Here is a 24,601-nt window from a genome sequence, read left to right on the forward strand (position 1 = left end):
TAGACTGGCGGGCGTGCTGCTCGCCATCGACACCTCCACCACCGCCATCACCGTGGCGCTGCACGACGGCACCCGCGTGGTCGCCGAGAGCAGCGTCCTCGACGCGCGGGCGCACGGGGAGCTCGTGGCCCCCGGCATCGTGGAGGTCCTGCGGCAGGCCGGCATCGCCGCAGCCGACGTCGACGCGGTCGTGACCGGCACCGGACCCGGCCCCTTCACCGGGCTGCGCGTCGGGATCGTGACCGCGCGGACCTTCGCCCTCGCCCGGGCCGTCCCGGTCCACGGCCTGTGCTCCCTGGACGCCCTGGCCCACGAGGCGGGGCGCGGGGCGCTCGCCGGCGCGGAGCGGTTCGTCGTGGCCACCGACGCCCGCCGCAAGGAGGTCTACTGGGCCGGCTACCGCATCGAGGAGGGCCTGCCCGTGGCCGAGACCGCCCCGGACGTGCGCCGTCCCGCCGACCTCGCCCCGCTGCTCGACGGCCGGCCCGTCGTCGGACGAGGTCCGGCCCTCTATCCCGACCTGCTGGGGCCCGCGGCCGACGGCGCGCCCCTCGACGTCTCCGCCGGGTGGCTCGCCGACCTGGCCGTGCAGCGGCTCGCCCGAGGCGAGTCCCTCGCCGACACCACCCCGCTCTATCTCCGGCGCCCCGACGCCGTCCCCTCCGTCGCCCCCGTCACGGTGGTCTGATGCTGCGCGAGCTGCGCTGGACCGACATCCCCCGCCTCGCCGCGCTGGAGCGCGAGGCCTTCGCCGACGACGCGTGGACCGAGCAGACCTGGTGGGCCGAGCTCGCCGAGCGCCCCCGGCGCGACTACGTCGTCTGGGACGACCTCTCTCGTGGGGGTGTCCTCGCGTATGCCGGGATCGACGCCGCCGGTGACGTGGCGGACGTCATGACGGTCGCCGTGACGCCCGACGCCCGCGGCCTCGGCCTGGGCCGGCGGATGCTCGACGAGCTCGTCGACCGGGCCCACGCACGAGGCGCCGAGGCGCTCCTGCTGGAGGTCCGCGCCGACAACACCGCTGCCCGAGCGCTCTACGACCGCAACGGGTTCGAGACCATCAGCGTGCGGCGGCGCTACTACCAGCCCGGAGGGGTGGACGCCCTCGTGATGCGGCGGCACCTTCCCGGCACACGACCTGATCACCCCGCCACCCAGGGAGAGCCCGCATGACCCGCACCGACGAGCCACTCGTCCTCGGCATCGAGACCTCGTGCGACGAGACCGGCGTCGGGATCGTGCGCGGCGGCACGCTGCTCGTCGACGCGATCGCGAGCAGCGTCGACGAGCACGCCCGCTTCGGCGGCGTGGTGCCCGAGGTCGCGTCCCGGGCCCACCTCGAGGCCATGGTCCCCACCACCGAGCGCGCCTGCCGCGAGGCCGGGGTGCGCCTGGCCGACCTCGACGCCATCGCCGTGACGTCCGGACCGGGCCTGGCCGGTGCGCTGCTGGTGGGCGTGGCCGCGGCCAAGTCGCTCGCCGTGGCGCTCGGGAAGCCGCTCTACGGCGTCAACCACCTCGCGTCGCACGTGGCCGTCGACACCCTGCAGCACGGTCCCCTGCCCGAGCCGACCCTGGCGCTGCTCGTGTCCGGCGGGCACTCCAACCTGCTGCTCGTCCCCGACATCACCCACGACGTCCGTCACCTGGGGCAGACCATCGACGACGCGGCGGGCGAGGCCTTCGACAAGGTCGCGCGCGTGCTCGGGCTCGGCTTCCCGGGCGGGCCGCACATCGACCGTGCCGCCCGCGAGGGCCAGGTGGTGATCGACTTCCCGCGCGGCCTGACCGCGGGCAAGGACATGGAGCGGCACCGCTTCGACTACTCCTTCTCGGGGCTCAAGACCGCCGTCTCCCGCTGGGTGCGGGCCAAGCAGGACGCGGGGGAGCACGTGCCCGTCGCGGACGTGGCCGCGAGCTTCCAGGAGGCCGTGGTCGACGTGCTGACCCGCAAGGCGCTGCTCGCGTGCCGCGAGAACGGCGTCGACGACCTCGTCGTGGGCGGCGGCGTGGCGGCCAACTCGCGGCTGCGGGCCCTCGCCCAGGAACGGTGCGACGCCGCCGGGGTGACGCTGCGCGTGCCGAGGCCGGGGCTGTGCACGGACAACGGCGCCATGGTCGCGGCCCTCGGCGCGCAGATGGTGATGCGCGGTCGGGAGCCGTCCGAGCTGGGCCTGCCGGCCGACTCGTCGATGCCGGTGACGGTCGTCTCGGCCTGACCGTCTCGGCCAGATCGCGTCTGGCTGACCGCGTCAGGATGACTGCGTCAGGCTGACCGGGCCGGCGCCGGCGTCGTCGGCGGCGTTCTCGGCGTCGTCGCACCTACTCGCAGCGGGCGAGGCCGCGCTGCACCTTGAGCTCCACGACCCGCTCGGCCGCACGGTGCACGAGCGCCGCGAAGGCCGGGTCCCGCCGACTCTCCGCCAGCAGCGCGCGCGACATGACGCGGCCGTCCAGGGCGATCCCGGTGACGGCGACGTCGCCGCCCGCGCGGACGAAGCGCACCGCCCGCTCGCCGGTCGGGATGTGCTGGATGGCCTCCGCGCCACCGAGGTCGTCGGTCGCCACCACCCCGTCGTAGCCCAGCCGCTCGCGCAGCACCCCGGTCACCACGGGGCGGGAGAAGGCCGCCTGGGTGGTCGGGTCGATCCTGCGGTAGCGCGCGGTCGACATCATCACCACGTCCGCCCCGGCGGCGATCCCGTCGGCGAACGGCTGCAGGTAGCCGTCGTCCGCCGTCGTCTGGGTGTCATCGATGCCGGTGGCCGAGTGGTCGGTGTTGGCGCGGACCCGCCCGAGCCCCGGGAAGTGCTTGAGCGTGGCGCCGACGCCGGCGGCGTGCAGCCCCGCGATCACGGCCGCCACCGGGGGCGACACGGCCCCGGGCTCGGTGGCGTACTGCCTCGACAGGCCGCCGATGGGCGCGTTGGCGCGGCCGAGCTCCGGCGAGACGGTGTCCGCGACGGGGGCCAGGTTGAGGTTGACGCCGGCGGCGCGCAGCTCGCGCCCGGCGTCGGTGGCCAGAGCGCGCAGGTCGTCCGGCGGCAGCGCGGCCTGCTCCACCGCGGACGGCAGGCGTCGGAAGCCGGAGCCCTTGAGCTGCTGGACCTGACCACCCTCCTGGTCGGCGGCGACGAGCAGGTCGAGCTCGTGGCCGGCCCGGTCCGCCGCCGCCTGGAGGCGGCGGCTCACCTCGGCGACCTGCCCACGGTCCCGCCACCCGCCGATGAAGAAGGCGTTGCCGATCGCCTGCCCCGCGATCACGCGGCGGGCGTCGTCCTCGCGCCCCCGGGTGACCCCGACCATGACGAGCTGCCCCACCCGCTGCTCCGGGGTGAGCCCGTCGACGATGCCGGCGGCGCAGGAGGCCTGGGCCGTATGCCGGGAACCGCCCGCGGCCGGGGCCGGCGCCGGTGCTGCCGGGGCGCCGGGTGCGGTGGTCGCGGAGCCCGACGAGGAGGCCGCGCGACGCGGCAGGCCGGTGACGTCGAACGAAGGAACGTCACCCCCGCGGGTCGAGCCGGTGGCGGTCGGGGTGCTGGATCGCCCGGGACCGGCTCCGGCGCCGTCCGTGGACGCGCCGGTCGGACCCTGCGCGGTGGGTGGGGTGGCGCAGCCGGCCGTGACGGTGAGGGCAGCGGCCAGGAGGAGGGCGGGGGTGCGGGTGACGTGCGGGGGCATCAGGTCCGACGGTACCCGGGGAGGGGCTGGCACGCGCGGCGTGCTTGGGTGGCGGCAGGATGGGGCGCATGAGCCGCGTCTACGTCCTCGGGTCCCTCAACGTCGACCTCACCACCACCGTGCACCGCCTGCCCCGGCCCGGCGAGACGATCGTCGGCGGGTCGACCCGGCGCACGGCTGGCGGCAAGGGCGGCAACCAGGCGATTGCGGCGGCGGCGACGGGTGCGGAGGTCGTCATGGTCGCGGCCATCGGTGGGGACGAGGCGGGCGCGGCATACCGAGATCGACTGCAGGACAGGATGATCGACGTCTCCCACGTCCGCGTCGTGGAGGGAGAGCCGACCGGTCACGCGTTCATCACCGTGGACCTCGAGGGAGAGAACGTCATCGTCGTCAGCCCCGGCGCCAACGCCGAGCTGCTGCCGCACCACATGGGGGTGCTCGACACGATGGCGGCGGGCGACGTGCTGCTGGTGAGCCTCGAGGTGCCGATCGAGACGGTGGCGGCGGCGGTGCAGCGGGTCTCGACCAGGGACATCCGGGTGGTGGTCAACGCCGCGCCCTACCACCACCTGCCGGTGGACGTCGTGGAGGTGGCGGACCCGCTGGTCGTCAACGAGCACGAGGCGCTGGAGCTGGCCGACGACGGGGCCTTCCCAGCGTCGCTGCTCGTGACCTTCGGCGCGGCCGGGGCGTCCTGGATGGGCGTCGAGCACCCCGCCACACCGGTCCCGCCGGAGGACGTGGTGGACACGACCGGCGCGGGGGACGCGTTCTGCGGGGCGCTGGCCGCGCACCTGGCCCTGGGGGCGACGCACGAGGAGGCGGTGGCCGGCGCGCTGCGGGCGGGCGCCGACGCGGTGCGGCACCGGGGCGCCCAGCGCGACGCGCTGCTCTGAGCGGTCGAGCCCAGCACCGCCCAGCACCGCCCAGCACCGCCGCCCAGGGCCGGACGGCCGTGCAGCCTCAGCCGGCGTCGATCGGGACGACGTGCAGGGCGACCTGCCGGCCCGTCTGGCGGGTGAGGACCAGGATGGCGCGTCCGGTGCCCTTGAGCTTGAGGGAGCGCCGCAGGCGATCCGGGTCGAGGTCCACCCCGCGCTTCTTGAGCGTCAGGTCACCGATCGAGCGCTCGCGGCACCACGCGCGGATCGCCTTGTCCTGCAACGGGATCTCGTCGAGGATGCGGTAGGCCCGGGCCCACGGCACCGCCACCGGTCCCCGGTCCGCCGACCGCACGTAGCCCACGCCGCCGTCCAGCTCGGCCCCACCCGTGAGGGCCTCGAGGGCGCCCACCAGCCCGGCGCGGATCACGGCCCGGTCGGGCTCGTGCAGCAGGTCGCCCCGGTCGCTCCCCGGCGCGGGGCGGTCCGTGGGCACGTCGGCCTCGGTGACCAGGTGCGCGGACCACGGCGTCTCCGTGTCGCCGTCGAGGACCAGCGCGGAGCGTCCGGCGGACCGGACCGCCGAGCCCCACCACAGGACGCACTCCACGACCTCGCCGCGCCACGAGACCCACTGCGCCTCGGTCCCGTCGGGGCGGGCCGCGTGCGGGAACGCGGGTGACAGCTTGGCCCCGGCTGCCTCGACCCGGCCGGCGAGGTCCTGCACGAGCTCCCACGACGGGGCCAGGTCGTCCAGGCGGAAGGTCCTGCGGGTGCGTCCGGTCGCGTCGGCGACCCCGGGGGTGCGCCGGGCCGGGTCGAGCCAGACGGCCGTATGCCGGTCCGCGCCGACCAGGGAGTCGGCCACCTCCTCCGCGCGGGCGCACCGCACCTGCGGGGCAGGGGCGGCCGGGGGCCTGACCACGCCGGCGAGGTTGTGCGCGGCGAGCTCGGCGGTGACGGGGTCGGCGTCCACGGCGAGGACCTCGAGCCCGGCGTGCGCCATGGCGGCGGCGTCCAGACCGAGGCCGCACCCCAGGTCGTGGACGGTGCGGACCCCGGCCGCCGCCAGGCGCTCGGCGTGCTGCTGCGCCACGACGGGGCGGGTCGCCTGCTCCAGGCCGTCGGGGGTGAGCAGGAGCCGGTCGACGGCGTCTCCCAGCTTGGCGCGGCCGCGCTGGCGCAGCCGGCTCTGGGTGAGCACCGCCGCGACGAGCTCGGGGGAGTGCCCCTCGCGGCGCAGGGCGGAGGACGTGGCGAGCGAGCGGGCCTCGTCATACACCGGCAGTCCCCGGAGGAGGGCGAGCCCCTCGGGGGAGGTGAGCGCACGGGTGGTGGCGAGATCCATGGCGCCATCCTCTCCCACCGCCAGATCGACCGGCCTCGGTCACAGCCGCCTGGGGAACGACGGCCGGTCGACGTGACCGCCGGGGGTAGGTCCGCGCCGCGCTGGCACTCGACTTGACCGAGTGCCAGCGGCTTCCTAGATTGTGGGTTAGCACTCTCGGCAGGCAAGTGCTAAGGGTCGACCCCCGCGACGGCGACCCGGACGCACCACCACGCGCCGGAGTCCATCATCTGTCCACTCTCGACATTCCCGAAGGGGAGGTCACCACAGTGTCGGTTTCCATCAAGCCGCTCGAGGACCGCATCGTCGTCAAGGCCGTCGAGGCCGAGCAGACCACGGCGTCCGGTCTCGTCATCCCGGACACGGCCAAGGAGAAGCCCCAGGAGGGCGAGGTCCTCGCCGTGGGTCCCGGTCGCATCGACGACAAGGGCAACCGCGTCCCCGTCGACGTCGCCGTCGGCGACAAGGTCATCTACTCCAAGTACGGCGGCACCGAGGTCAAGTACGGCGGCGAGGAGCTCCTGATCCTGAGCGCCCGCGACGTCCTCGCGATCGTCGGCTGACGCAGCACCGATTTCTCTGGGAGCCCCGGCCCGAGCCTTCGCGGCTGGGGGCGGGGCTCTCGTCATACCTCTAGACAGACAAGGAAGCTCATGGCCAAGACGCTTGAGTTCAACGACGACGCGCGCAAGTCCCTGGAGCGCGGTGTCGACGCCCTCGCCAACGCGGTGAAGGTCACGCTCGGCCCCAAGGGCCGCAACGTCGTGATCGACAAGAAGTGGGGCGCCCCCACCATCACCAACGACGGCGTGACCATCGCCCGTGAGGTCGAGCTGGACGACCCCTACGAGAACCTCGGCGCGCAGCTCGCCAAGGAGGTCGCCACCAAGACCAACGACATCGCCGGTGACGGCACCACCACCGCGACCGTCCTCGCGCAGGCCATGGTCAAGGAGGGCCTGCGCAACGTCGCCGCCGGGGCCGCCCCGGCCGGTGTCAAGCGCGGCATGGACCAGGCCGTCGACGCCGTGTCCGAGCGCCTGCTCGCCAACGCCCGCGAGGTCTCCGGCAAGTCCGAGATCGCCGCGGTCGCCTCGCTCTCCGCGCAGAACGAGGAGGTCGGCACGCAGATCGCCGAGGCCTTCGACAAGGTCGGCAAGGACGGCGTCATCACCGTCGAGGAGTCCTCCACCGCTAGCACCGAGCTGGAGTTCACCGAGGGCATGCAGTTCGACAAGGGCTACATCTCCCCCTACTTCGTCTCCGACCCGGAGCGCATGGAGGCCGTCCTCGAGGACGCCTACGTGCTCGTCAACCAGGGCAAGATCTCGGCCATCGCCGACGTCCTGCCGCTCCTCGAGAAGGTCGTGCAGGCCGGCAAGCCGCTGCTGATCATCGCCGAGGACGTCGACGGCGAGGCGCTGTCCACCCTGGTGGTCAACAAGATCCGCGGCACCTTCAACGTCGTGGCCGTCAAGGCGCCGGGCTTCGGCGACCGCCGCAAGGCCATGCTCGCCGACATCGCCGTCCTCACCGGTGGCCAGGTCGTCGCCGAGGAGGTCGGCCTCAAGCTCGACCAGGTCGGCCTCGAGGTCCTCGGCCAGGCCCGCCGCGTGGTCGTCTCCAAGGACGACACCACGATCATCGACGGCGCCGGCGACGCCGGCGCGGTCGACGGCCGCGTCTCCGAGATCAAGGCCGAGATCGAGCGCACCGACTCCGACTGGGACCGCGAGAAGCTCCAGGAGCGTCTCGCCAAGCTCGCCGGTGGCGTCTGCGTCATCAAGGTGGGTGCCCACACCGAGGTCGAGCTCAAGGAGAAGAAGCACCGCATCGAGGACGCGATCTCCGCGACGCGCGCCGCGATCGAGGAGGGCATCGTCGCCGGTGGCGGCTCCGCCCTCGTCCACGCGGTCCGCGCTCTCGACGACCTCCACCTGGAGGGCGACGAGCTGACCGGCGCCAACATCGTGCGCAAGGCCGCGGCCGAGCCGCTGCGCTGGATCGCCGAGAACGCCGGGCTCGAGGGCTACGTCGCCGTCTCCAAGGTCGCCGAGCTGGAGCCGGGCAACGGGCTCGACGCCGCGACGGGGGAGTACGTCGACCTGGTCAAGGCCGGCGTCATCGACCCGGTCAAGGTCACGCGTTCCGCCCTGCGCAACGCCGCGTCCATCGCCTCGATGGTCCTGACGACCGACACCCTCGTGGTCGAGAAGCCCGAGGAGGAGCCTGCCGCTCCCGCCGGTGGTCACGGCCACGGGCACGGTCACTGACCTGACCCGACGCGACCTGACCTCACGCCAGGCCGTATGCCGCGAAGGCCGCCCGCCCCGATCGGGGTGGGCGGCCTTCGCGCGTGGTGAGGGGGGTCAGGCGATCGCGATCGCGGTGCTGGCGGCGTAGTGCGACTCGCGCTCGTCCTCGGTCATGCCGCCCCAGACGCCGTAGGGCTCGCGCACCCGCAGGGCGTGCTCGCGACACTGGCCCAGGACGGGGCAGGCGATGCAGACCGCCTTGGCCGCGCCGTCCCGGTTGCGCCGGGCGGGGCCACGCTCGCCCTCGGGGTGGAAGAACACGTCGGGGTTCTCCCGGCGGCATGATCCCTGCAGCTGCCAGTCCCACTGATCGGCGACGGGTCCCGGGAGGCGGCTGATCTCGGCCATGGTGTGCTCCTGTGCAGAGATGCGGCGACGATGACCGAGGATGTCACGCAAGTCACACGATGCAAGCACTTCGCATAATGATCAAACGTATGACATACTCACGAGTAACCTGAGGTGACCCATGAGCCCTAGCCAGCGACGTCGCGTGGTGGCGGGGGCGTGCTGCTGCGACAGACCGTACCTGCGTGAATGCGCCTGCGGCAAGATGCGGCAGGCGTAATCCACGTCGCCTTCTCGCCCCTTGGGCATCCGGTGGGCCCGACCGGATAAATATTCGACACACAATGTGAAATCGTGGCAACGCAGTGTCAATTTCGTGCCGGTCGGGTGGAGTCGAGGTGACCAGCCGGTGGCCGCCCGCGGTCGGGGGCGACCCTGGGGATCGTTGCACCTGGTTGACAGGTCGACAGGGGTCGGTCAGCGTGACGGCGGATCGGACGGCCCCGTTCGGCGACGAGGATGGGTACATGGACATGGCTGCTAGCACCGGCGCACCTCGGCGTCCCAGCGGGTTCGAGAGCCTGACGGTGGCCGTGGTGGCCGAGATGGTCGGGGTGGCCCCGTCCACCCTGCGCACCTGGGCCCGGCGCTACGGCCTCGAGCCGTCCGGTCACCGGTCGGGTCTGCACCGTCGCTACTCCGAGACCGACGTGGCGCGCCTGCGCTTCATGCGCGCCCTGACCCAGTCCGGCCTGACCTCGCGGGACGCCGCCCGTCGCGCCCTGGACGCCACGACGGAGGAGCTGGCCGCCAGCTCGAACCCCACGCACCCCGGGGAGGGGGAGGTGTCCCTGGTCTCCGGGCGCAGCGACGCGACCGCGCTGCGGGGCGGCTACCTCGGCCGCGGCGCCCAGGTGGGCGAGGTGGCGGCTCCCGTCATGACCCTGCTGGGGACCTTGGGCAACGGCGACGCGCAGGGCAGCACGGCGCTCCTGCGCCTCGCGCAACGCGACCTCGGGGCCGCCCGCACGTGGGACGAGCGGGTGCTGCCCGCGCGCAACGCGGCCTGGATGCTGGCGCCGGTCGCCCAGGGGCGTGCGGACGCCATGCTGGCCTCCGCCACGGCGGGGGCGGTCGGCGACATACGGCTCCGACGCAGCCCTCGCAACCTCCGCCCGGTGCACGTCGTGTCCCTGCCCGGCCTCGACGACCCCGCCGCCCGCCTCCTGCTGCGCGCCGCCCTGGCCGAGCGGTCCATCGCCGTGAGCGACCTCTCGCTGGAGGGGTCGGCCAGCAGGGCCGCCCGCGTCCTGGGTGAGGGGATCGAGGGGGTGCTGGTCGTCTACGTCGGGGAGGGTGCGGTCGCCGCCCAGGTGGCCGGCCGGCTGCGGCAGTCCGCGCGGTCGGGCGACCAGGTCTACTGGGGCGAGGGCTGGCTGCACTGGCCGGGGCAGGAGGCCACCATGGCCGACGTCGTGCGGGCGGTCGAGGGCAAGTGCTGCGCCCCGTCGGGGTGACCTTGCTGAGCGTGATGGCCGGTGTGCGCACCGACATCGGCGGCACGCATGCGGGGGACGGGCAGTCGCTCGCGGTCACGCTTCTGGGCTGCATGGGTAGTGTCGGTTCTCTGGGGGGACGTTGCGACCGGTTCGGTGATTTACCTGCACCTGGACGCTTTTGTGAGCCAAGATAACTCTTGGTAATTGACTTGACCCGACCGGAGGCAGGGATGACGACCGTGATGGTGTGCGACGACGCGCCACTCACCCGCGAGGTGATGATGCGCCGGATCGGCTCGCTGCCCGGCGTGACCCGGGTCTGCGGTGCCTCCTCCGGCGAGGAGCTCTTGGCCAAGTACGCCACGGAGCAGCCGGCGCTGACGCTCACGGACCTGCGCATGCCCGGCATGGGGGGACTGGACGCCGTCAAGCGGCTGCTCGCCCTGCGCCCCAGCGCGCAGATCATGATGATGACGCTGGCCGAGGACATCGACGGTGTGGCGCGGGCCCTGGCCTACGGCGCCAAGGGCTATGTCATGAAGGACTCCACCCGCGAGGAGCTGGCCGTCGCGCTCGCGCCCTTCATCGGTGAGGCGATGCCGCGATCGGGCGGGGCCGGGCGCCCCGGGGTGACGGCGACCCTCACCGCCCGCGAGCTCGAGGTGCTGCGCGGGATGAGCCAGGGGCACAGCAACGCCGAGATCGGCGCCGAGCTGTACCTCACCGAGGACACGATCAAGACCCACGCCCGACGACTCTTCCGCAAGCTGGACGCCTCGGACCGTGCTCACGCGGTCGCCATCGCCTACCGCACCGGCCTGATCAGCTGACCTGACGCGCTGGGTGGCTCTGGGCAGGGCCAGGCGGCTACTCTGAGGGAACAGGCACGCCGTGAGGCGGCCTTCGCCGTGTCCACGACCCGCCCGACGAGGGGCCGGTCGTCGCTCCCCGAGGAGGTGCCGATGAGCGTCCCCGACGCCCGTGATCAGCGGCACCTTCACGTCTACGGAGCCGACCCCGCCGACCGCGGCCGGGGACCCGGCGCAAACCGGCCCACCGAGGACGTAACGTCCGGGGTCGCCGCACCGATGTCACCCACGGGTCCAGCCATGCGCTCGGCCGACGTCGTGTCGGCTGCCGCCCAGGGCGAGCCCGCCGCTCTGCAGGCGCTGCTGACCGACGTCCGACGCATCGCCTTCCGCTACTGCCGCGCGCGCCTCGGGGGTCTCCCCGCCGGTGTGCAGGCCGCCGATGACGCAGCTCAGGAGGTGTGTGTCGCCGTGCTCCGATCGCTGCCGCGCTACGAGGACCGTGGTGCCCCCTTCGAGGCCTTCGTCTACGGCATCGCCTCCAACAAGGTCGCCGACGCCATGCGGTCGAGCCTGCGCGGACCCGAGCCGACCGACGAGCTCCCCGACGAGATCGACCTGGACGCCGACCCGCTCGACACGGTCATCGCGGCGGAGCGCTCCTCCGACACCTGGGCCATGCTCGACCGGCTGGGGGAGACCCAGCGCGAGATCCTGACCCTGCGCGTCGCGGTGGGCATGACCGCCGACGAGGTCGCCGCCTCCCTCGACATGACCCCGGGAGCGGTGCGCGTCGCCCAGCACCGCGCCCTCACCCGGCTGCGCGCCATGATGGCCGGCCCGGCCGGCGGGGGAGGATCCCGATGAACCACCGACCCGACGGCACGCCCCAGCCCTCGCTGCGCCTCGTGCGCGACGACGACGAGCTCGTGCAGCAGATCGCCGACCGTCGCGAGACCGTCGAGCACGACGACCCCGTCCTGGCCATGCTCGAGGGCTGGGCCACCGAGATCGACCAGGACCTGCCCGAGGACCTGGCCGAGGGCGCGCCCCGACCGCTCCCCTCCAGGCGCACCGTCATCGTCACGCGGGCGGGTGTCGCGGCCAGCGTCGCCGCCGTCGTCCTGTCGGGCGTCACCGTCGCCGCCGCGGCGAGCGAGGGCGGCCTGGCCGGCTTCGTCAGCAAGGTCGAGCGCGGCGTCGAGAAGGGCGTGGCGGCCCCCCGGCCCGCGGACGCTGCCGTGCTCGCCACCGCCGACGCCACGAGCCACGGCCCGGACGGTCACTCCGTGCGCACGGCCCTCAACCTCGCCTCGCAGCGGCTCAAGGCCGGCGACCGCGACGCCGCCGCCGCCGTCCTGAGCCTCGTCGAGGACCAGGTCCGCCGTGACCCGTCGCTCCTCGGCGAGGGCGACCACGCGCTGCTCGCCGCGGTGCGCCAGGACCTGTCGGGGTCCGGGTCCGGCGACGACGGCCTGGTGCTGGCGGATCCGCCGCGCACCGCTGCGGCGTCCGCGTCGCCCACGCGTCCCGGGACCCGCTCGCCCGACCGGTCGGGCACCGGGTCGTCCGCGGCGGGCCCCGTCACCACGCGCCCCTCCTCGTCACCGAGCACCTCGCCGACGAGCACGCCGACGCCGACGACGACCCCGTCGTCGCCGAGCCAGAGCCCCAGCCCGTCGTCGCCGCGCCCGACGACCCAACCCACGCAGCCGACCACACCGACCACGCGGCCGACGACGCCGACCACCCGGCCCACGTCTCCCACCACGTCGCCCACGTCTCCGAGCGCCCCCTCGACGAGCCTCCCGCTGCGACCGCCGAACCCGACGCCGTCCGTGACTGGCACGGGGACGCCGCGTGTCGAGTCGCGCACACCGGCCTCCGGCCGCACCCGCACCTTCGGCACCACGCAGCAGCGCACACCGGCCCTCGACCGGTCGACGAGCCTGACGGGTGCGCCGTCGGGCGGCCAGAGCGGCGACCAGCCCTGAGTCGGTGACGCGGGGAGGCGCCGGGCTGTCGGCATACGAGCCACGGCGTCCCCGCCGATAGACTTGTGGCATGAGCCTCGAGGAGACCCGCGCCGTGCCCGACAAGTTCGCCACCCTGGGGCTCACCTATGACGACGTGCTCCTCCTGCCCGGGGAGACCGACGTCATCCCCAGCGAGGTCGACACCACGACCCGCCTGACCCGCGAGCTGTCCATCCGCATCCCGCTGGTCTCGGCGGCGATGGACACCGTGACCGAGGCCCGCATGGCCATCGCGATGGCCCGCCAGGGAGGCCTCGGCATCCTGCACCGCAACCTGTCGATCGAGGACCAGGCCTACCAGGTCGACCTGGTCAAGCGCACCCAGACCGGGCGCATCAGCAACCCCGTGACGATCGGCCCCGACGCGACCCTCGAGGAGCTCGACCAGATCTGTGGGGAGTATCGCGTGTCCGGGCTCCCGGTCGTCGGCGAGGACCGCACCCTGCTCGGCATCTGCACCAACCGCGACCTTCGCTTCACGCCCGTCGCCGAGTGGACCACGACGCTGGTGCGCGACGTCATGTCACCGATGCCGCTCATCACCGCGCCCGTCGACATCTCGCGCGAGGACGCCACCGGCCTCCTGCGCCAGCACAAGCGCGAGCGGCTGCCGCTGGTCGACGACCAGGGCCGGCTCGCCGGGCTGATCACGGTCAAGGACTTCGTCAAGTCCGAGCAGTACCCCCTCGCCAGCAACGACGCCCACGGACGACTGCTGGTCGGGGCGGCCGTCGGTTACTTCGGCGAGTCCTGGGAGCGCGCGACCACGCTGATCGAGGCGGGGGTCGACGTGCTCGTCGTCGACACCGCGCACGGCCACGCTCGCCTGCTCATCGACATGATCAAGCGGCTCAAGGCCGACAGCGCCACCCGCCACGTCCAGATCATCGGCGGCAACGTCGCCACCCGCGCCGGCGCGGCCGCGATGGTCGAGGCCGGCGTCGACGCCGTCAAGGTGGGTGTCGGACCGGGATCCATCTGCACGACCCGCATCGTCGCCGGCGTGGGCGTCCCGCAGCTCACCGCGGTCTACGAGGCGGCGCAGGCGGCCGCGGCGGCCGATGTCCCCGTCATCGCGGACGGCGGCCTGCAGTACTCCGGCGACATCGCCAAGGCCCTGGTCGCGGGCGCCAGCTCGGTCATGGTCGGGTCGCTGCTCGCCGGCTGCGAGGAGAGCCCGGGCGAGCTCATCTTTGTCAACGGCAAGCAGTTCAAGGCCTACCGCGGCATGGGCTCGCTCGGCGCCATGAGCTCGCGCACCAAGAAGTCCTACTCCAAGGACCGCTACTTCCAGGCCGACGTCACCAGCGACGACCAGCTGGTCCCCGAGGGGATCGAGGGCAAGGTCGCCTATCGCGGCACCCTGCAGGCCGTCGCCCACCAGCTCGTGGGCGGACTGCACCAGTCGATGTTCTACGTCGGGGCCCGCACCGTGCCCGACCTCCAGGCCAAGGGGCAGTTCGTGCGCATCACGTCGGCGGGGCTCAAGGAGAGCCACCCGCACGACGTGCAGATGATCGCCGAGGCGCCCAACTACTCCGGTCGCTGACGCGCCGCGGCCCCACGCACCCACCCTCCACCCCACAGACAGGCACCAGACGTGACCGAGATCGAGATCGGACGGGGCAAGCGCGCCCGCCAGGCCTACACCTTCGACGACATCGCGATCGTGCCCTCGCGGCGCACCCGCGACCCCGAGGAGGTGTCGGTGTCGTGGCAGATCGACGCCTACCACTTCGACCTGCCGATCATGGCCGCGCCGATGGACTCCGTCGTCTCGCCGGCCTCGGCGATCGCCTTCGGTCGGCTGGGTGGTCTCGGTGTCCTCGACCTCGAGGGCCTGTGGACCCGGTATGCCGACCCGCAGCCCCTCCTCGACGAGATCGCCACGCTGTCCGGGGCGGACGTCACGCCGCGCATGCAGGAGATCTATGCCGAGCCCATCAAGCCCGAGCTGATCACCGCACGCCTCAAGGAGATCCGCGACGCGGGCGTCACCGTCGCCGGCGCGCTGTCGCCGCAGCGGACCCAGGAGCACTGGCGCACCGTCGTCGACGCGGGGTGCGACCTCTTCGTCATCCGGGGCACCACCGTCTCGGCCGAGCACGTGTCGAGCCGCACCGAGCCGCTCAACCTCAAGCGCTTCATCTACGAGCTGGACGTCCCCGTGATCGTCGGCGGGGCAGCGACCTACACGGCCGCCCTGCACCTCATGCGCACCGGTGCGGCCGGCGTCCTCGTCGGCTTCGGCGGGGGAGCGGCGAGCACCACCCGCCAGACGCTCGGGATCCACGCCCCGATGGCCACCGCGGTGGCCGACGTGGCGGCGGCCCGGCGCGACTACCTCGACGAGTCGGGCGGACGCTACGTCCACGTCATCGCCGACGGCTCCGTGGGACGCGCCGGCGACATCGTCAAGGCGGTCGCGTGCGGCGCCGACGCGGTGATGATCGGTGCCGCGCTCGCGCGTGCGACCGACGCCCCCGGCCAGGGCTACCACTGGGGGTCGGAGGCACGTCACGAGGAGCTGCCGCGCGGCGCCCGCGTCAACGTCCGCGGCGCCGCCCCGCTGAAGGAACTGCTCTTCGGCCCTGCCCACACCGCCGACGGCACGACCAACATGATCGGTGCCCTGCGCCGCGCCATGGCGACGACGGGCTACAGCGACCTGAAGGAGTTCCAGCGGGTGGAGGTCGTGGTCAACCCGTATACGGCGCAGTGACGAAGGGCGTAGCGGAGGTTGCGCCCGACGGAGGATGGTGCGGCCGTAGCGGAGTCCGAGGAGCTGCGCCAATCAAATAGAGCGCAGTGACGAAGGATGCAGCGCAGGCCTAGCCCCGAGGTACGAGGGGCACGGCCGGAGCGGAGTCCGAGGAGCTGCGCCAGTCGTATACGGCGCAGTGACGAACGAGCGGTGACGACGGTCGCAGCCATCGGACGGCCGCGACGAACTGCGTCCGGCCTGCAGTTTGTCCACGTGGAGGGGGCTGGGACGTGGCGATGCTGCGTCCGGCCTGCAGTTCGTGCACGTGCGGATAGGCCGGGGCTGGGGTGTGCGGGGTCTGCGCTGGGAGCGCGAACCTCGCGCAGCGGCGCGGGTGGGGGTGGGCCGGCGTGAGCGGGGCGCGCGGCATACTGCCTGGATCGGTAGGGTCGGGTGCGTCGACCACCTCGAGCACCGGAGGACACCGTGAACCACCCGACCGTCGACCCGCAGCTGCTCCGAGAGGCGCGGGACCGCGCCCGCCGGGAGCACGAGGAGGCCAAGGCCTCGGGGCTCAAGCTCGACATCACGCGGGGCAAGCCCTGCTCGGCCCAGCTCGACCTCAGCGAGCGGCTGCTGACCGTGCTGGCCGAGGGCGAGCACACGACGCAGGCCGAGGGTGACCTGCGCAACTACAGCCCGACGCAGGGCCTGACCGAGCTGCGGGAGATCTTTGCCCCGCTGCTCGACGTCCGCCCGGACCAGCTGGTGGTGCGGGACAACTCGTCGCTGTCGCTGATGCACCAGTGCGTGGCGTCGTCGTTCTTCCACGCTCCGCCCGGCGCTCCCGAGGGCACGGGCTGGGCGGGCCGGACGGTGCGGTTCCTGGCGCCGGTGCCCGGCTACGACCGGCACTTCACGGTGTGCTCGGAGCTGGGCGTCGAGCTGGTGACCGTGCCGATGACGCCGGAGGGCCCCGACATGGACCTCGTCGAGGAGCTCGCCGGCAAGGACGCCTCGATCAAGGGCATCTGGTGCGTCCCGAAGTACTCCAACCCGACGGGCGTGACCTACTCCAGCGAGACCGTGCAGCGGCTCGCGGCGATGCAGACCGCGGCGCCGGACTTCCGGGTCTACTGGGACAACGCCTATGCCATCCACCACCTGCGCAGCACCGAGGCGCAGCTCGACCCGATCCTCGAGGCGTGCGAGCAGGCCGGCAACCCCGACCGTGCGTTCGTCTTCGGCTCCACGTCCAAGGTGACCTTCGCCGGCGGCGGCGTCTCGTTCTTCGCCTCCTCGCCGGCCAACGTGGCGTGGTTCCTCAAGCGTGACGGCTTCCGTTCGATCGGGCCGGACAAGCTCAACCAGCTGCGCCACCTGCGGTTCTTCGAGACCACCGAGGGCGTGCGAGCGCACATGCAGCGGCACCGCGAGATTCTCGAGCCCAAGTTCGACGCCGTGCTGCGGCACCTCGAGAAGGACCTCGCCGAGCTCGGGATCGCGGAGTGGACCGACCCTGACGGCGGCTACTTCATCAGCCTCGACGTCGTGCCCGGCACGGCGGGTCGGGTCGTCGAGCTCGCCAAGGAGGCGGGCGTCGCCCTGACGCCAGCCGGCGCGACCTTCCCCGGCGGCGTGGACCCGGACGACCGCAACATCCGCATCGCCCCGACCATGCCGTCGACCGACGACCTGGACACCGCGCTGCGGGTCCTCACGTCGTGCGTGGTGCTGGCGGCCGCGGAGTCGCTGCTGCCGGACGACGACGCCGCATCCGGCGCACGGTGACGAGGTAGATCACGAGCAGCGCCGCGGCATACGCGACGGGGGTCGCGGGGTACGCCCCGTGGCCCCCGTACGCGCAGCACCCCGCCACGGCCAGCGCCAGCCACTCGGGACGTCCCACCATCACGGCCAGCGCCACGAGCGGCAGGGAGTACCACGCGAGCACGGGCGTAGTGGTGAGCAGCAGCGCGCCGAAGAGGTAGAGCGCGGGCAGCGCCGGGTCGTCCTCACGCCCGCGGCGCCCGAGCACCGCCCAGGCCGCCACGCCCAGGCACACGACGACGGCGAGGACGTTGGCGACGGGCAGCGGCATCACGAGCGTGAGCAGGGACGCGCGGTTCTCGCCGCCCTCCTCGGCGAGGTAGCCGTCGAGCGATCCCTTGATGGCCGGGCCGACGGCGAGATAGTGCGGCAGATAGACCAGGACGACCAGGCTGATGGCGGTGAGCCCGACCACCAGAGAGCGTCGTATGCCGCCCCAGACGCCGGCCGGGGACCCGTCGTCGCGGGTGCACCGCCAGGGTGTGAACGCCGGCAGCAGGACGAACGGCGTGAGCTTGACCGCCGCCGCGAGCCCCACGAGCCCGCCGACGACCACCGCGGCCCGCCGGTGCACGGCGGCCATCACGGCGAGCACGACCAGGAGGGCGACGAGCACGTCGACGTGACCGCCGTTGCCGGCCTCCAGCACGACGATCGGCGACCAGGCCCAGACCAGGGCCTGGAAGGGGTCACGACCACGGGAGCGCAGGTAGCGCGCGATCAGCACCGACGTCGCGACGGCGATCAGCGCCCCGCTGATCTGGAAGCCCTTGGACCCCCACGACCACGGCGTCACGGCGGACACGGCCGCGTAGTAGGCCTCGGCGACGGGTGGGTAGGGCGTGAGGAAGCGGGGGCGGCTGATGGGGGAGCGCGGGTCGTTGCGGGCGTACTCCAGAACCCCCTCGCGGGTGGCGGGCAGCGGCTCGGTCGTGACGCCGGACGGCTCGTCGGGCCGCAGCCCCGGGAACAGGACGGGGTCGCGCAGGTGCGCGAGGCGGTCGTCGAACGGCACGTAGCGGTAGGGGTCGACGCCGTCCAGCTGCACCCGGCCGTCCCAGACGTAGCGGTTGAGGTCGGTCGAGCTGGCGGGGGCGAAGAAGACGCCGGGGAGCTGGACGACGAGGGCCAGGGCGGCGATCGCGAGCAGGGGTCGGTCGGCGCGGCATGTGCGGTCGGCTCGGAAGAACCAGCGGGCCACCAGCCCGAAGACGATCCACGCGGACAGGGACACGAGCAGGTAGAGCCACCGCCGCGAGTCGGTGTTGCCCACCGACAGCACGCCGAGGTAGGTCACCGTCAGGATCGCGGTGGCCCGCGCAGCTCGTCTCACGGGCCCCAGCCTGCCAAACCCCGGCGCTCAACCAGGTGAGTGACGTGCGCTACAGGCGCCCGGGGGTCTGTCATGACTGCGTAGTACGGTCTGCCCATGAGCCTCTCGACGCCCGCGAAGACCGACTCCGTCCGCGCCGCCGGCGGCAACCCCGTCGTGGGTGGGGCGCCACGGCATACGGTCGACCAGGCGTGGATCGACCAGGTCAGCCGGGGTGTCGTCAGCGACGGGACCGTCCCCGCGGTCGAGCTGACCACGCCGCTGACCGGTGAGGTCCTGGGCACGGTGGCCCAGTCCTCACGGGCCGACGTCGAGGCCGCGGTCCGTGCCGGTCGTATGGCGCAGGTGCGCTGGGCGCGGACCCGTCTGGCGGACCGGTCCCGCATCCTGCTGCGCTTCCACGACCTGGTCCTGGAGCACCAGTCCGAGCTGCTCGACCTCGTCCAGCTCGAGTCGGGCAAGACGCGCTTCCACGCCTTCGAAGAGGTCGCCGACACGGCGATCGTGGCCCGGCACTACGCGCGTCGCCTGCCGGGCTATCTCGCGGGCACCTCGGCCCAGGGCGGGCTGCCGTTCCTGTCCACCGCTCGGGCCGCCCGGCGTGCCAAGGGCGTGGTGGGGGTCGTCGCGCCGTGGAACTACCCGCTGTCCATGTCGATCACCGACGCGATCCCCGCGCTGCTCGCGGGCAACGCGGTCGTGCTGCGCCCCGACAACCGCGCCGCCCTCAGCTGCCTGCGCGCCGTGCAGCTGCTCGAGGAGGCCGGGCTGCCCGACGGTGTCCTGCTGGTCGTGCTGGGCGACGGCCCCAGCGCGGGGCAGGCGGTCGTCGAGCTGACCGACTACGTCTGCTTCACGGGGTCGACCGCCACCGGGCGCAAGGTCGCCGCCACGTGCGCGGAGCGCCTCGTCGGCTGCTCCCTCGAGCTCGGCGGCAAGAACCCGCTCTACGTCGCGGCGGACGCCGACCTGGACCGCGCGGCCCGAGGGGCCGTCACCGCGTGCTTCGGCAGCGCCGGCCAGCTGTGCATCTCCGCCGAGCGGATCATCTGCCACGAGGCGATCGCCGACGACTTCGTCCGCCGGTTCGTGGCCCTGGTGCGCCAGATGCGGCTCTCGGTCGACCTGGCCTACGGCGCCGACATGGGATCGCTCGCGGGCCCGCAGCAGCTGGCGACCGTGGAGGAGCACGTCGAGGACGCGCGCGCCAAGGGCGCCACCGTCCTCACCGGCGGCCGGGCTCGTCCCGACCTCGGGCCCTATGTCTACGAGCCCACGGTGCTGACCGACGTGACCGAGGACATGCTGTGCGCCCGCGGCGAGACCTTCGGGCCCGTCGTCACCATCTATCGCGCCCGCGACGACCGCGCGGCCATCACCATGTGCAACGACACCGACTACGGCCTCAACGCCTCGGTCTGGACCCGCGACGTGCGGCGCGGCAAGGATCTGGCCCGCCGCATCGACGCGGGCACCGTCGGGGTCAACGACGGCTACGCCGCCGCCTGGACCGCCGTCGGGGCGCCCATGGGCGGCATGAAGCAGTCCGGCATCGGGCGACGTCATGGCGCCGAGGGCCTGCGCAAGTACACCGAGGAGCAGAACGTCGCCGTGCAGCGGCTCGTCCCCGTGCAGGGCCCGGCGGGTGTGGACCAGTCGCTGTGGACGGGCCTGCTCACGAGCGGGCTGCGGTCCCTGCGGGTCACCGGCTGGCGCTGACCGGCTCTGCGTCCTGCGCCGGCGTGGGGTTCTGCGCGGGGTTTCTGCGCGGGATGGGCGCCCGGCCCGGCTAGGTTGAGCCAGGAATGGGACAAAGCCGACCTGGTGCTGGAGGACGTCCGTGAAGCTCGTCGTGCGTCGCGACCCTGTCTACGTGCGCCGGCGGCGCATCGTCGGGCTGATCGCGCTGCTCCTGCTGGCGCTGCTCGTGCTGGGCGGCGTCCGCGCCTGCCAGGCCCTCGTCGGAGGACGGGGCGACGACGCCACGGCTGCCGCGCTCCAGGCTCAGAAGGCCGCCTACGACGTGTCGGGCACCCAGCTCGTCAAGCGGCAGACGATCACCGGCAACATCAACCCCAAGTCGGTGGCCGCGTCCCCGAGCGGTCTCGTGATCGCGCAGAACATGATGTACCGCCACACGGTCACGGCATACGGCGCGGACGGCCAGCTCAAGGCGACCGTCCCCGACGCGGTGGACCTCGGGCAGTTCGGCGTCAAGGACGCCAAGGGCACCGTCAAGGGCGCGCCCGTCGAGGCGACCTGGACCCGGGACGGCGCCAAGGCCTATGTCTCCAACTACTCGATGTACGGCCCCGGGTTCGCCAAGAACGGCTTCGACGACTGCAGCGCCACCTCTGCGGTGGACCGGTCCTACGTCTACCGCCTGGACTCCGCCTCCCTCAAGGTCGACCAGGTCATCCAGGTGGGCGCGGTCCCCAAGGTCGTCGCGCTGAGCCCCGACCAGCGCACCCTGCTGGCGACCAACTGGTGCTCGGGCACCCTGTCGATCGTCGACGTGGCGCAGGCCAAGGAGGTGGCCACCGTCAAGATCGGCGCCCACCCGCGCGGCATCGCGATCAGCCCCGACAGCACCACCGCCTACGTCGCCGAGATGGGCGGGGAGACCGTCTACCAGGTCGACCTGGCCGCGCGGACGGCGAAGCCGCTGGTCAAGCCCGGCAAGGGTCCCCGCGCGCTCGTCGTGTCGGCCGACGGCAAGCACCTCTACGTCACCAACAACGACGCCAACACCCTCGTCCGCGTCGACCTCGCCTCGGCCAAGGTCGACCAGACCGTCTCCCTGGCGAGCCAGCCGCGGTCGATGGCCATGAGCCGCGACGGACGAGCCCTGTATGTCGTGAGCTACGGCGCCGCCGCGATGAGCAAGGTCCGGACCAGCGACCTCACCGTCCAGCAGGTCGTCGCCACCGAGCCCAGCCCGATCGGCGTCGCCTACGAGCCGACGCGCAACGCCGTGTGGGTGTCCTGCTACAGCGGCTCGATCCTGGTGCTCGACGAGGCCAAGGGCGGCACGCCCGCCCCGTCGCCCAAGGGCGGGCAGCCGACGGCGACACCCTCCGGGCCCGCCCACGACTGAGACCCCTCGTGCACGGGACGCCCAGCCGGGTCGCCTAGGGTAGGACGGTGATCCGCACCGCCCTCAAGCCCCGTTGGTTGGGGCTGCTCGCGCTCGTGGTGCTGGTCGTCATCGCCTTCACCCGCCTCGGGCTGTGGCAGCTGGACGTCTCCAAGGACCAGGGCGCCAAGAAGGCCCTGGCCGAGGCTCAGGCCCGACCCGCTGCCCCGCTGTCCCAGGTCGTGCAGCCGCACGCGCCCTTCGAGGGCGTCATGTCCAACCGTCGCGTCGAGGTGACCGGCGCCTACGACCCGTCGGGTCAGTTCCTGGTGCCGGGACGGTTGCTCGAGGGCCGCACCGGCTACTGGGTCGTGACGCCGCTCGACGAGACCGCCACGAGGGCCCGCGTCGCCGTGGTGCGGGGCTTCGTCATACGGCCGTCGGACGCGCCCGCCGCGCCGACCACGACGGTGACGGTGACCGGGACCCTGGCGCCGGGGGAGTCCCCGTCCGACCAGGTCCTGCCCGCCGGGCAGCTCGGCTCGATCGACCTGGCGGTGCTCGTCAACCGGTGGCCGCAGGACCTCTACAACGCCTTCGTGCTCGCCGGTGCGGAGCGCCCGGACCTCGGCGCCGGCACCGCCCTCGAGCGCATCCCCCCGCCGCAGCCGGAGTCCCAGCTCAACTGGCGCAACTTCGCCTACGCGCTGCAGTGGTGGGTCTTCGCCGCCTTCGCCGTCTACATGTGGTGGCGGATGGTGCGTGACGACCACCGGTCCGGCATACGGCCGGCACCTCACGACAACGACCACCCGATCGACCAAGGAGAACCCGCCCGATGACCCAGGTGCCGTCCGCCGGCTACGACAACCCCGAGACCGTCCGCAAGGCGCTCACGCCGTTCAAGGTCATGGCCTTCATCGTCGGCGTGGGGCTGCTCGTGCTCGTGCTCGAGATGCTGCTCAAGTACGGCCCCTGGAAGAACGACGTCCTCGCCTGGTGGGCGATGCCGCACGGCTTCCTCTACATGATCTATCTCGTGGCGACCTTCAACCTGGGGACGGCGGCCAGGTGGCCCCTGTCCAAGATCATCAAGGTCATGCTGGCCGGGATCGTGCCGTTCCTGTCCTTCTGGGTCGAGCGCAAGGTCGCCCACGAGGTCGACGGTAGGCTTGCCGCGTGAGTGAGTCCCTCCAGGCCAAGCCGGTTCTCGTCGTCGACTTCGGCGCGCAGTACGCCCAGCTCATCGCCCGTCGGGTGCGTGAGGCCGATGTCTACTCCGAGGTCGTGCCGCACTCCTGGTCGACCGAGCAGATGCTCGCCAAGGAGCCCTCGGCGATCATCCTGTCCGGCGGTCCGTCGAGCGTGTATGCCGAGGGCGCCCCGCGCCTCGACCCGGCGCTGCTCGAGGCGGGGATCCCCGTGTTCGGGATGTGCTACGGGTTCCAGGCGATGGTCCAGGCGCTCGGTGGGACGGTCGCGCACACCGGCCTCGGCGAGTACGGCTCGACCCAGGCGCAGGTCAGCGACACCAGCTCCACGTTGTTCAACGGCCAGCCGGCCGACCAGTCGGTGTGGATGAGCCACGGCGACTCGGTGACCGAGGCCCCGGACGGCATGCGGGTCACCGCGGCGACCTCAGGCGCCCCCGTGGCGGCCTTCGAGGACGACGAGCGGCGGCTCTACGGCGTGCAGTGGCACCCCGAGGTCATGCACTCGACGTTCGGGCAGCGCGTGCTCGAGAACTTCCTGTCCAAGGGCGCCCGGATCGAGGCGGACTGGACGCCGGGCAACGTCGCGGAGGAGCTCGTGACCGCCGTGCGCGAGCAGGTCGGCGAGGACCGGGTGCTGTGCGCCCTGTCCGGCGGGGTCGACTCGGCCGTGGCCGCGGCGATCGTGCAGAAGGCCGTCGGCGACCAGCTGACCTGCGTGCACGTCGACCACGGGCTGCTGCGCGAGGGCGAGCGCGAGCAGGTGGAGCGCGAGTTCGTCGAGGCGACGGGGGTCGACCTGATCGTCGTCGACGCGCGGGAGCAGTTCCTCACGGCGCTGGCCGGCGTCACCGACCCCGAGACCAAGCGCAAGATCATCGGCCGTGAGTTCATCCGCGCCTTCGAGCAGGCCGCCCGCGACGTGGTCGAGGACCGCGGCGACGAGGAGCGCCCCGTCAAGTGGCTGGTGCAGGGCACGCTCTATCCCGACGTCGTCGAGTCCGGCGGCGGCGAGGGCGCGGCCAACATCAAGTCCCACCACAACGTCGGTGGCCTGCCGGACGACCTGCAGTTCGCGCTCGTCGAGCCGCTGCGCACCCTCTTCAAGGACGAGGTGCGCCAGGTGGGCCTCGAGCTGGGCGTCCCCGAGGCGATCGTGTGGCGTCAGCCCTTCCCGGGCCCGGGCCTCGGCATCCGCATCATCGGCGAGGTGACCGCCGAGCGCCTCGAGATCCTGCGGCGCGCGGACTCGATCGCCCGCGAGGAGCTGTCCGAGGCGGGCCTCGACCGCGAGATCTGGCAGTGCCCTGTCGTGCTGCTCGCCGACGTGCGCTCGGTGGGCGTGCAGGGCGACGGCCGCACCTACGGCCACCCGATCGTGCTGCGCCCGGTCTCGTCGGAGGACGCGATGACGGCCGACTGGTCGCGCGTGCCCTATGACGTGCTGGCGACCATCAGCAGCCGCATCACCAATGAGGTGAGCGAGGTCAACCGGGTGGTGCTCGACATCACGAGCAAGCCGCCGGGCACCATCGAGTGGGAGTGACCCGGCCCCGCCTGGGGTGACCCGGTCTGGGCTGGCCT

22 protein-coding genes are annotated in these 24,601 nt (G+C 72.9%); 18 read left to right on the plus strand and 4 right to left on the minus strand.

Features of this window, described 5'->3' with window-relative positions; genetic code table 11:
* Window positions 1-13 precede the first annotated feature (13 nt).
* Genes tsaB through tsaD form a run of 3 tightly spaced genes read left to right on the plus strand, consistent with a single transcriptional unit; the run spans window position 14 to window position 2,222 of the window.
* Window positions 14-688: a tRNA (adenosine(37)-N6)-threonylcarbamoyltransferase complex dimerization subunit type 1 TsaB gene (tsaB, locus tag B4E97_RS07155; RefSeq protein WP_286959204.1), complete on the plus strand. Its 675-nt coding sequence runs from the start codon at window positions 14-16 to the stop codon at window positions 686-688.
* A complete protein-coding gene (gene rimI / locus B4E97_RS07160) occupies window positions 688-1,176 on the plus strand; it encodes a ribosomal protein S18-alanine N-acetyltransferase (RefSeq protein ID WP_286959205.1) in 489 nt (162 codons plus the stop codon). Before tsaB ends, rimI begins: the two co-directional genes overlap by 1 nt.
* On the plus strand, window positions 1,173-2,222 hold the full coding sequence (gene tsaD, locus B4E97_RS07165) for a tRNA (adenosine(37)-N6)-threonylcarbamoyltransferase complex transferase subunit TsaD (protein WP_286959207.1): 1,050 nt from the start codon (window positions 1,173-1,175) through the stop codon (window positions 2,220-2,222). The genes rimI and tsaD overlap by 4 nt, the downstream gene beginning before the upstream one ends.
* 103 nt (window positions 2,223-2,325) lie before the next feature.
* Here the strand turns inward: tsaD and B4E97_RS07170 are convergent, their stop codons facing one another.
* The gene (locus B4E97_RS07170) at window positions 2,326-3,684 is read right to left on the minus strand and encodes a glycoside hydrolase family 3 N-terminal domain-containing protein (protein WP_286959209.1); all 1,359 of its coding nucleotides are present in this window, start codon (window positions 3,682-3,684) and stop codon (window positions 2,326-2,328) included.
* 68 nt (window positions 3,685-3,752) lie between these two features.
* Here B4E97_RS07170 and B4E97_RS07175 point away from each other — a divergent pair, with 68 nt between their 5' ends.
* Window positions 3,753-4,583 (plus strand): ribokinase, encoded by an 831-nt coding sequence (locus B4E97_RS07175; RefSeq protein ID WP_029211379.1) that lies wholly within the window; start codon window positions 3,753-3,755, stop codon window positions 4,581-4,583.
* A gap of 67 nt (window positions 4,584-4,650) precedes the next feature.
* On the opposite strand, the gene B4E97_RS07180 is transcribed toward B4E97_RS07175, so the two are convergent.
* The gene (locus B4E97_RS07180) at window positions 4,651-5,916 is read right to left on the minus strand and encodes a class I SAM-dependent methyltransferase (protein WP_286959210.1); all 1,266 of its coding nucleotides are present in this window, start codon (window positions 5,914-5,916) and stop codon (window positions 4,651-4,653) included.
* 269 nt (window positions 5,917-6,185) lie between these two features.
* On the opposite strand from B4E97_RS07180, the gene groES reads away from it, so the two are divergent.
* Window positions 6,186-6,479, plus strand: a complete 294-nt coding sequence (gene groES, locus B4E97_RS07185) for a co-chaperone GroES (protein ID WP_019285526.1) — start codon at window positions 6,186-6,188, stop codon at window positions 6,477-6,479.
* 90 nt (window positions 6,480-6,569) lie between these two features.
* Window positions 6,570-8,189, plus strand: a complete 1,620-nt coding sequence (gene groL / locus B4E97_RS07190; protein WP_019285527.1) for a chaperonin GroEL — start codon at window positions 6,570-6,572, stop codon at window positions 8,187-8,189.
* Between the two features lie 96 nt (window positions 8,190-8,285).
* On the opposite strand, the gene B4E97_RS07195 is transcribed toward groL, so the two are convergent.
* Window positions 8,286-8,579 carry a WhiB family transcriptional regulator gene (locus B4E97_RS07195; protein WP_019285528.1) on the minus strand — a complete coding sequence of 98 codons (294 nt, stop codon included), beginning with the start codon at window positions 8,577-8,579 and terminating at the stop codon, window positions 8,286-8,288.
* 473 nt (window positions 8,580-9,052) lie between these two features.
* On the opposite strand from B4E97_RS07195, the gene B4E97_RS07200 reads away from it, so the two are divergent.
* From B4E97_RS07200 to B4E97_RS07230, 7 genes are all read left to right on the plus strand, one after another.
* Entirely contained in the window at window positions 9,053-10,036 is a 984-nt protein-coding gene (locus B4E97_RS07200) for a MerR family transcriptional regulator (RefSeq protein WP_286957928.1), read from the plus strand.
* 212 nt (window positions 10,037-10,248) lie between these two features.
* Window positions 10,249-10,848 carry a response regulator transcription factor gene (locus tag B4E97_RS07205; protein ID WP_019285530.1) on the plus strand — a complete coding sequence of 200 codons (600 nt, stop codon included), beginning with the start codon at window positions 10,249-10,251 and terminating at the stop codon, window positions 10,846-10,848.
* Window positions 10,849-10,980: 132 nt separating this feature from the next.
* Window positions 10,981-11,694 carry an RNA polymerase sigma factor ShbA gene (shbA, locus tag B4E97_RS07210; RefSeq protein WP_029211383.1) on the plus strand — a complete coding sequence of 238 codons (714 nt, stop codon included), beginning with the start codon at window positions 10,981-10,983 and terminating at the stop codon, window positions 11,692-11,694.
* On the plus strand, window positions 11,691-12,821 hold the full coding sequence (locus tag B4E97_RS07215) for a hypothetical protein (RefSeq protein WP_286957933.1): 1,131 nt from the start codon (window positions 11,691-11,693) through the stop codon (window positions 12,819-12,821). Before shbA ends, B4E97_RS07215 begins: the two co-directional genes overlap by 4 nt.
* 70 nt (window positions 12,822-12,891) lie before the next feature.
* On the plus strand, window positions 12,892-14,412 hold the full coding sequence (guaB, locus tag B4E97_RS07220) for an IMP dehydrogenase (protein ID WP_286957934.1): 1,521 nt from the start codon (window positions 12,892-12,894) through the stop codon (window positions 14,410-14,412).
* A 51-nt stretch (window positions 14,413-14,463) separates the two neighbouring features.
* Window positions 14,464-15,585, plus strand: coding sequence for a GuaB3 family IMP dehydrogenase-related protein (locus B4E97_RS07225; protein WP_019285534.1), 1,122 nt, complete (start codon window positions 14,464-14,466; stop codon window positions 15,583-15,585).
* A 468-nt stretch (window positions 15,586-16,053) separates the two neighbouring features.
* Complete coding sequence (locus tag B4E97_RS07230; RefSeq protein WP_286959211.1) at window positions 16,054-17,358, plus strand: aminotransferase class I/II-fold pyridoxal phosphate-dependent enzyme; 1,305 nt, start codon at window positions 16,054-16,056, stop codon at window positions 17,356-17,358.
* Here the strand turns inward: B4E97_RS07230 and B4E97_RS07235 are convergent.
* Window positions 17,285-18,730, minus strand: coding sequence for a glycosyltransferase 87 family protein (locus tag B4E97_RS07235; RefSeq protein WP_286959213.1), 1,446 nt, complete (start codon window positions 18,728-18,730; stop codon window positions 17,285-17,287). The two genes, B4E97_RS07230 and B4E97_RS07235, sit on opposite strands and share 74 nt — an antisense overlap.
* Before the next feature lie 96 nt (window positions 18,731-18,826).
* On the opposite strand from B4E97_RS07235, the gene B4E97_RS07240 reads away from it, so the two are divergent.
* The 5 genes from B4E97_RS07240 to guaA all read left to right on the plus strand — a co-directional run bounded on the left by B4E97_RS07240 (window position 18,827) and on the right by guaA (window position 24,563).
* A complete protein-coding gene (locus tag B4E97_RS07240) occupies window positions 18,827-20,449 on the plus strand; it encodes a succinic semialdehyde dehydrogenase (protein WP_286959214.1) in 1,623 nt (540 codons plus the stop codon).
* A gap of 121 nt (window positions 20,450-20,570) precedes the next feature.
* A complete protein-coding gene (locus tag B4E97_RS07245; RefSeq protein ID WP_286959215.1) occupies window positions 20,571-21,827 on the plus strand; it encodes a YncE family protein in 1,257 nt (418 codons plus the stop codon).
* A gap of 47 nt (window positions 21,828-21,874) precedes the next feature.
* Window positions 21,875-22,648, plus strand: coding sequence for an SURF1 family protein (locus tag B4E97_RS07250; RefSeq protein ID WP_286959216.1), 774 nt, complete (start codon window positions 21,875-21,877; stop codon window positions 22,646-22,648).
* Entirely contained in the window at window positions 22,645-22,989 is a 345-nt protein-coding gene (locus B4E97_RS07255; protein ID WP_019285542.1) for a DUF3817 domain-containing protein, read from the plus strand. Before B4E97_RS07250 ends, B4E97_RS07255 begins: the two co-directional genes overlap by 4 nt.
* On the plus strand, window positions 22,986-24,563 hold the full coding sequence (gene guaA, locus B4E97_RS07260) for a glutamine-hydrolyzing GMP synthase (protein ID WP_286959217.1): 1,578 nt from the start codon (window positions 22,986-22,988) through the stop codon (window positions 24,561-24,563). The genes B4E97_RS07255 and guaA overlap by 4 nt, the downstream gene beginning before the upstream one ends.
* Window positions 24,564-24,601: the final 38 nt, after the last annotated feature.

Source organism: Arsenicicoccus sp. UBA7492 (assembly GCF_002479615.1).
Lineage (GTDB): Bacteria > Actinomycetota > Actinomycetes > Actinomycetales > Dermatophilaceae > Arsenicicoccus > Arsenicicoccus bolidensis.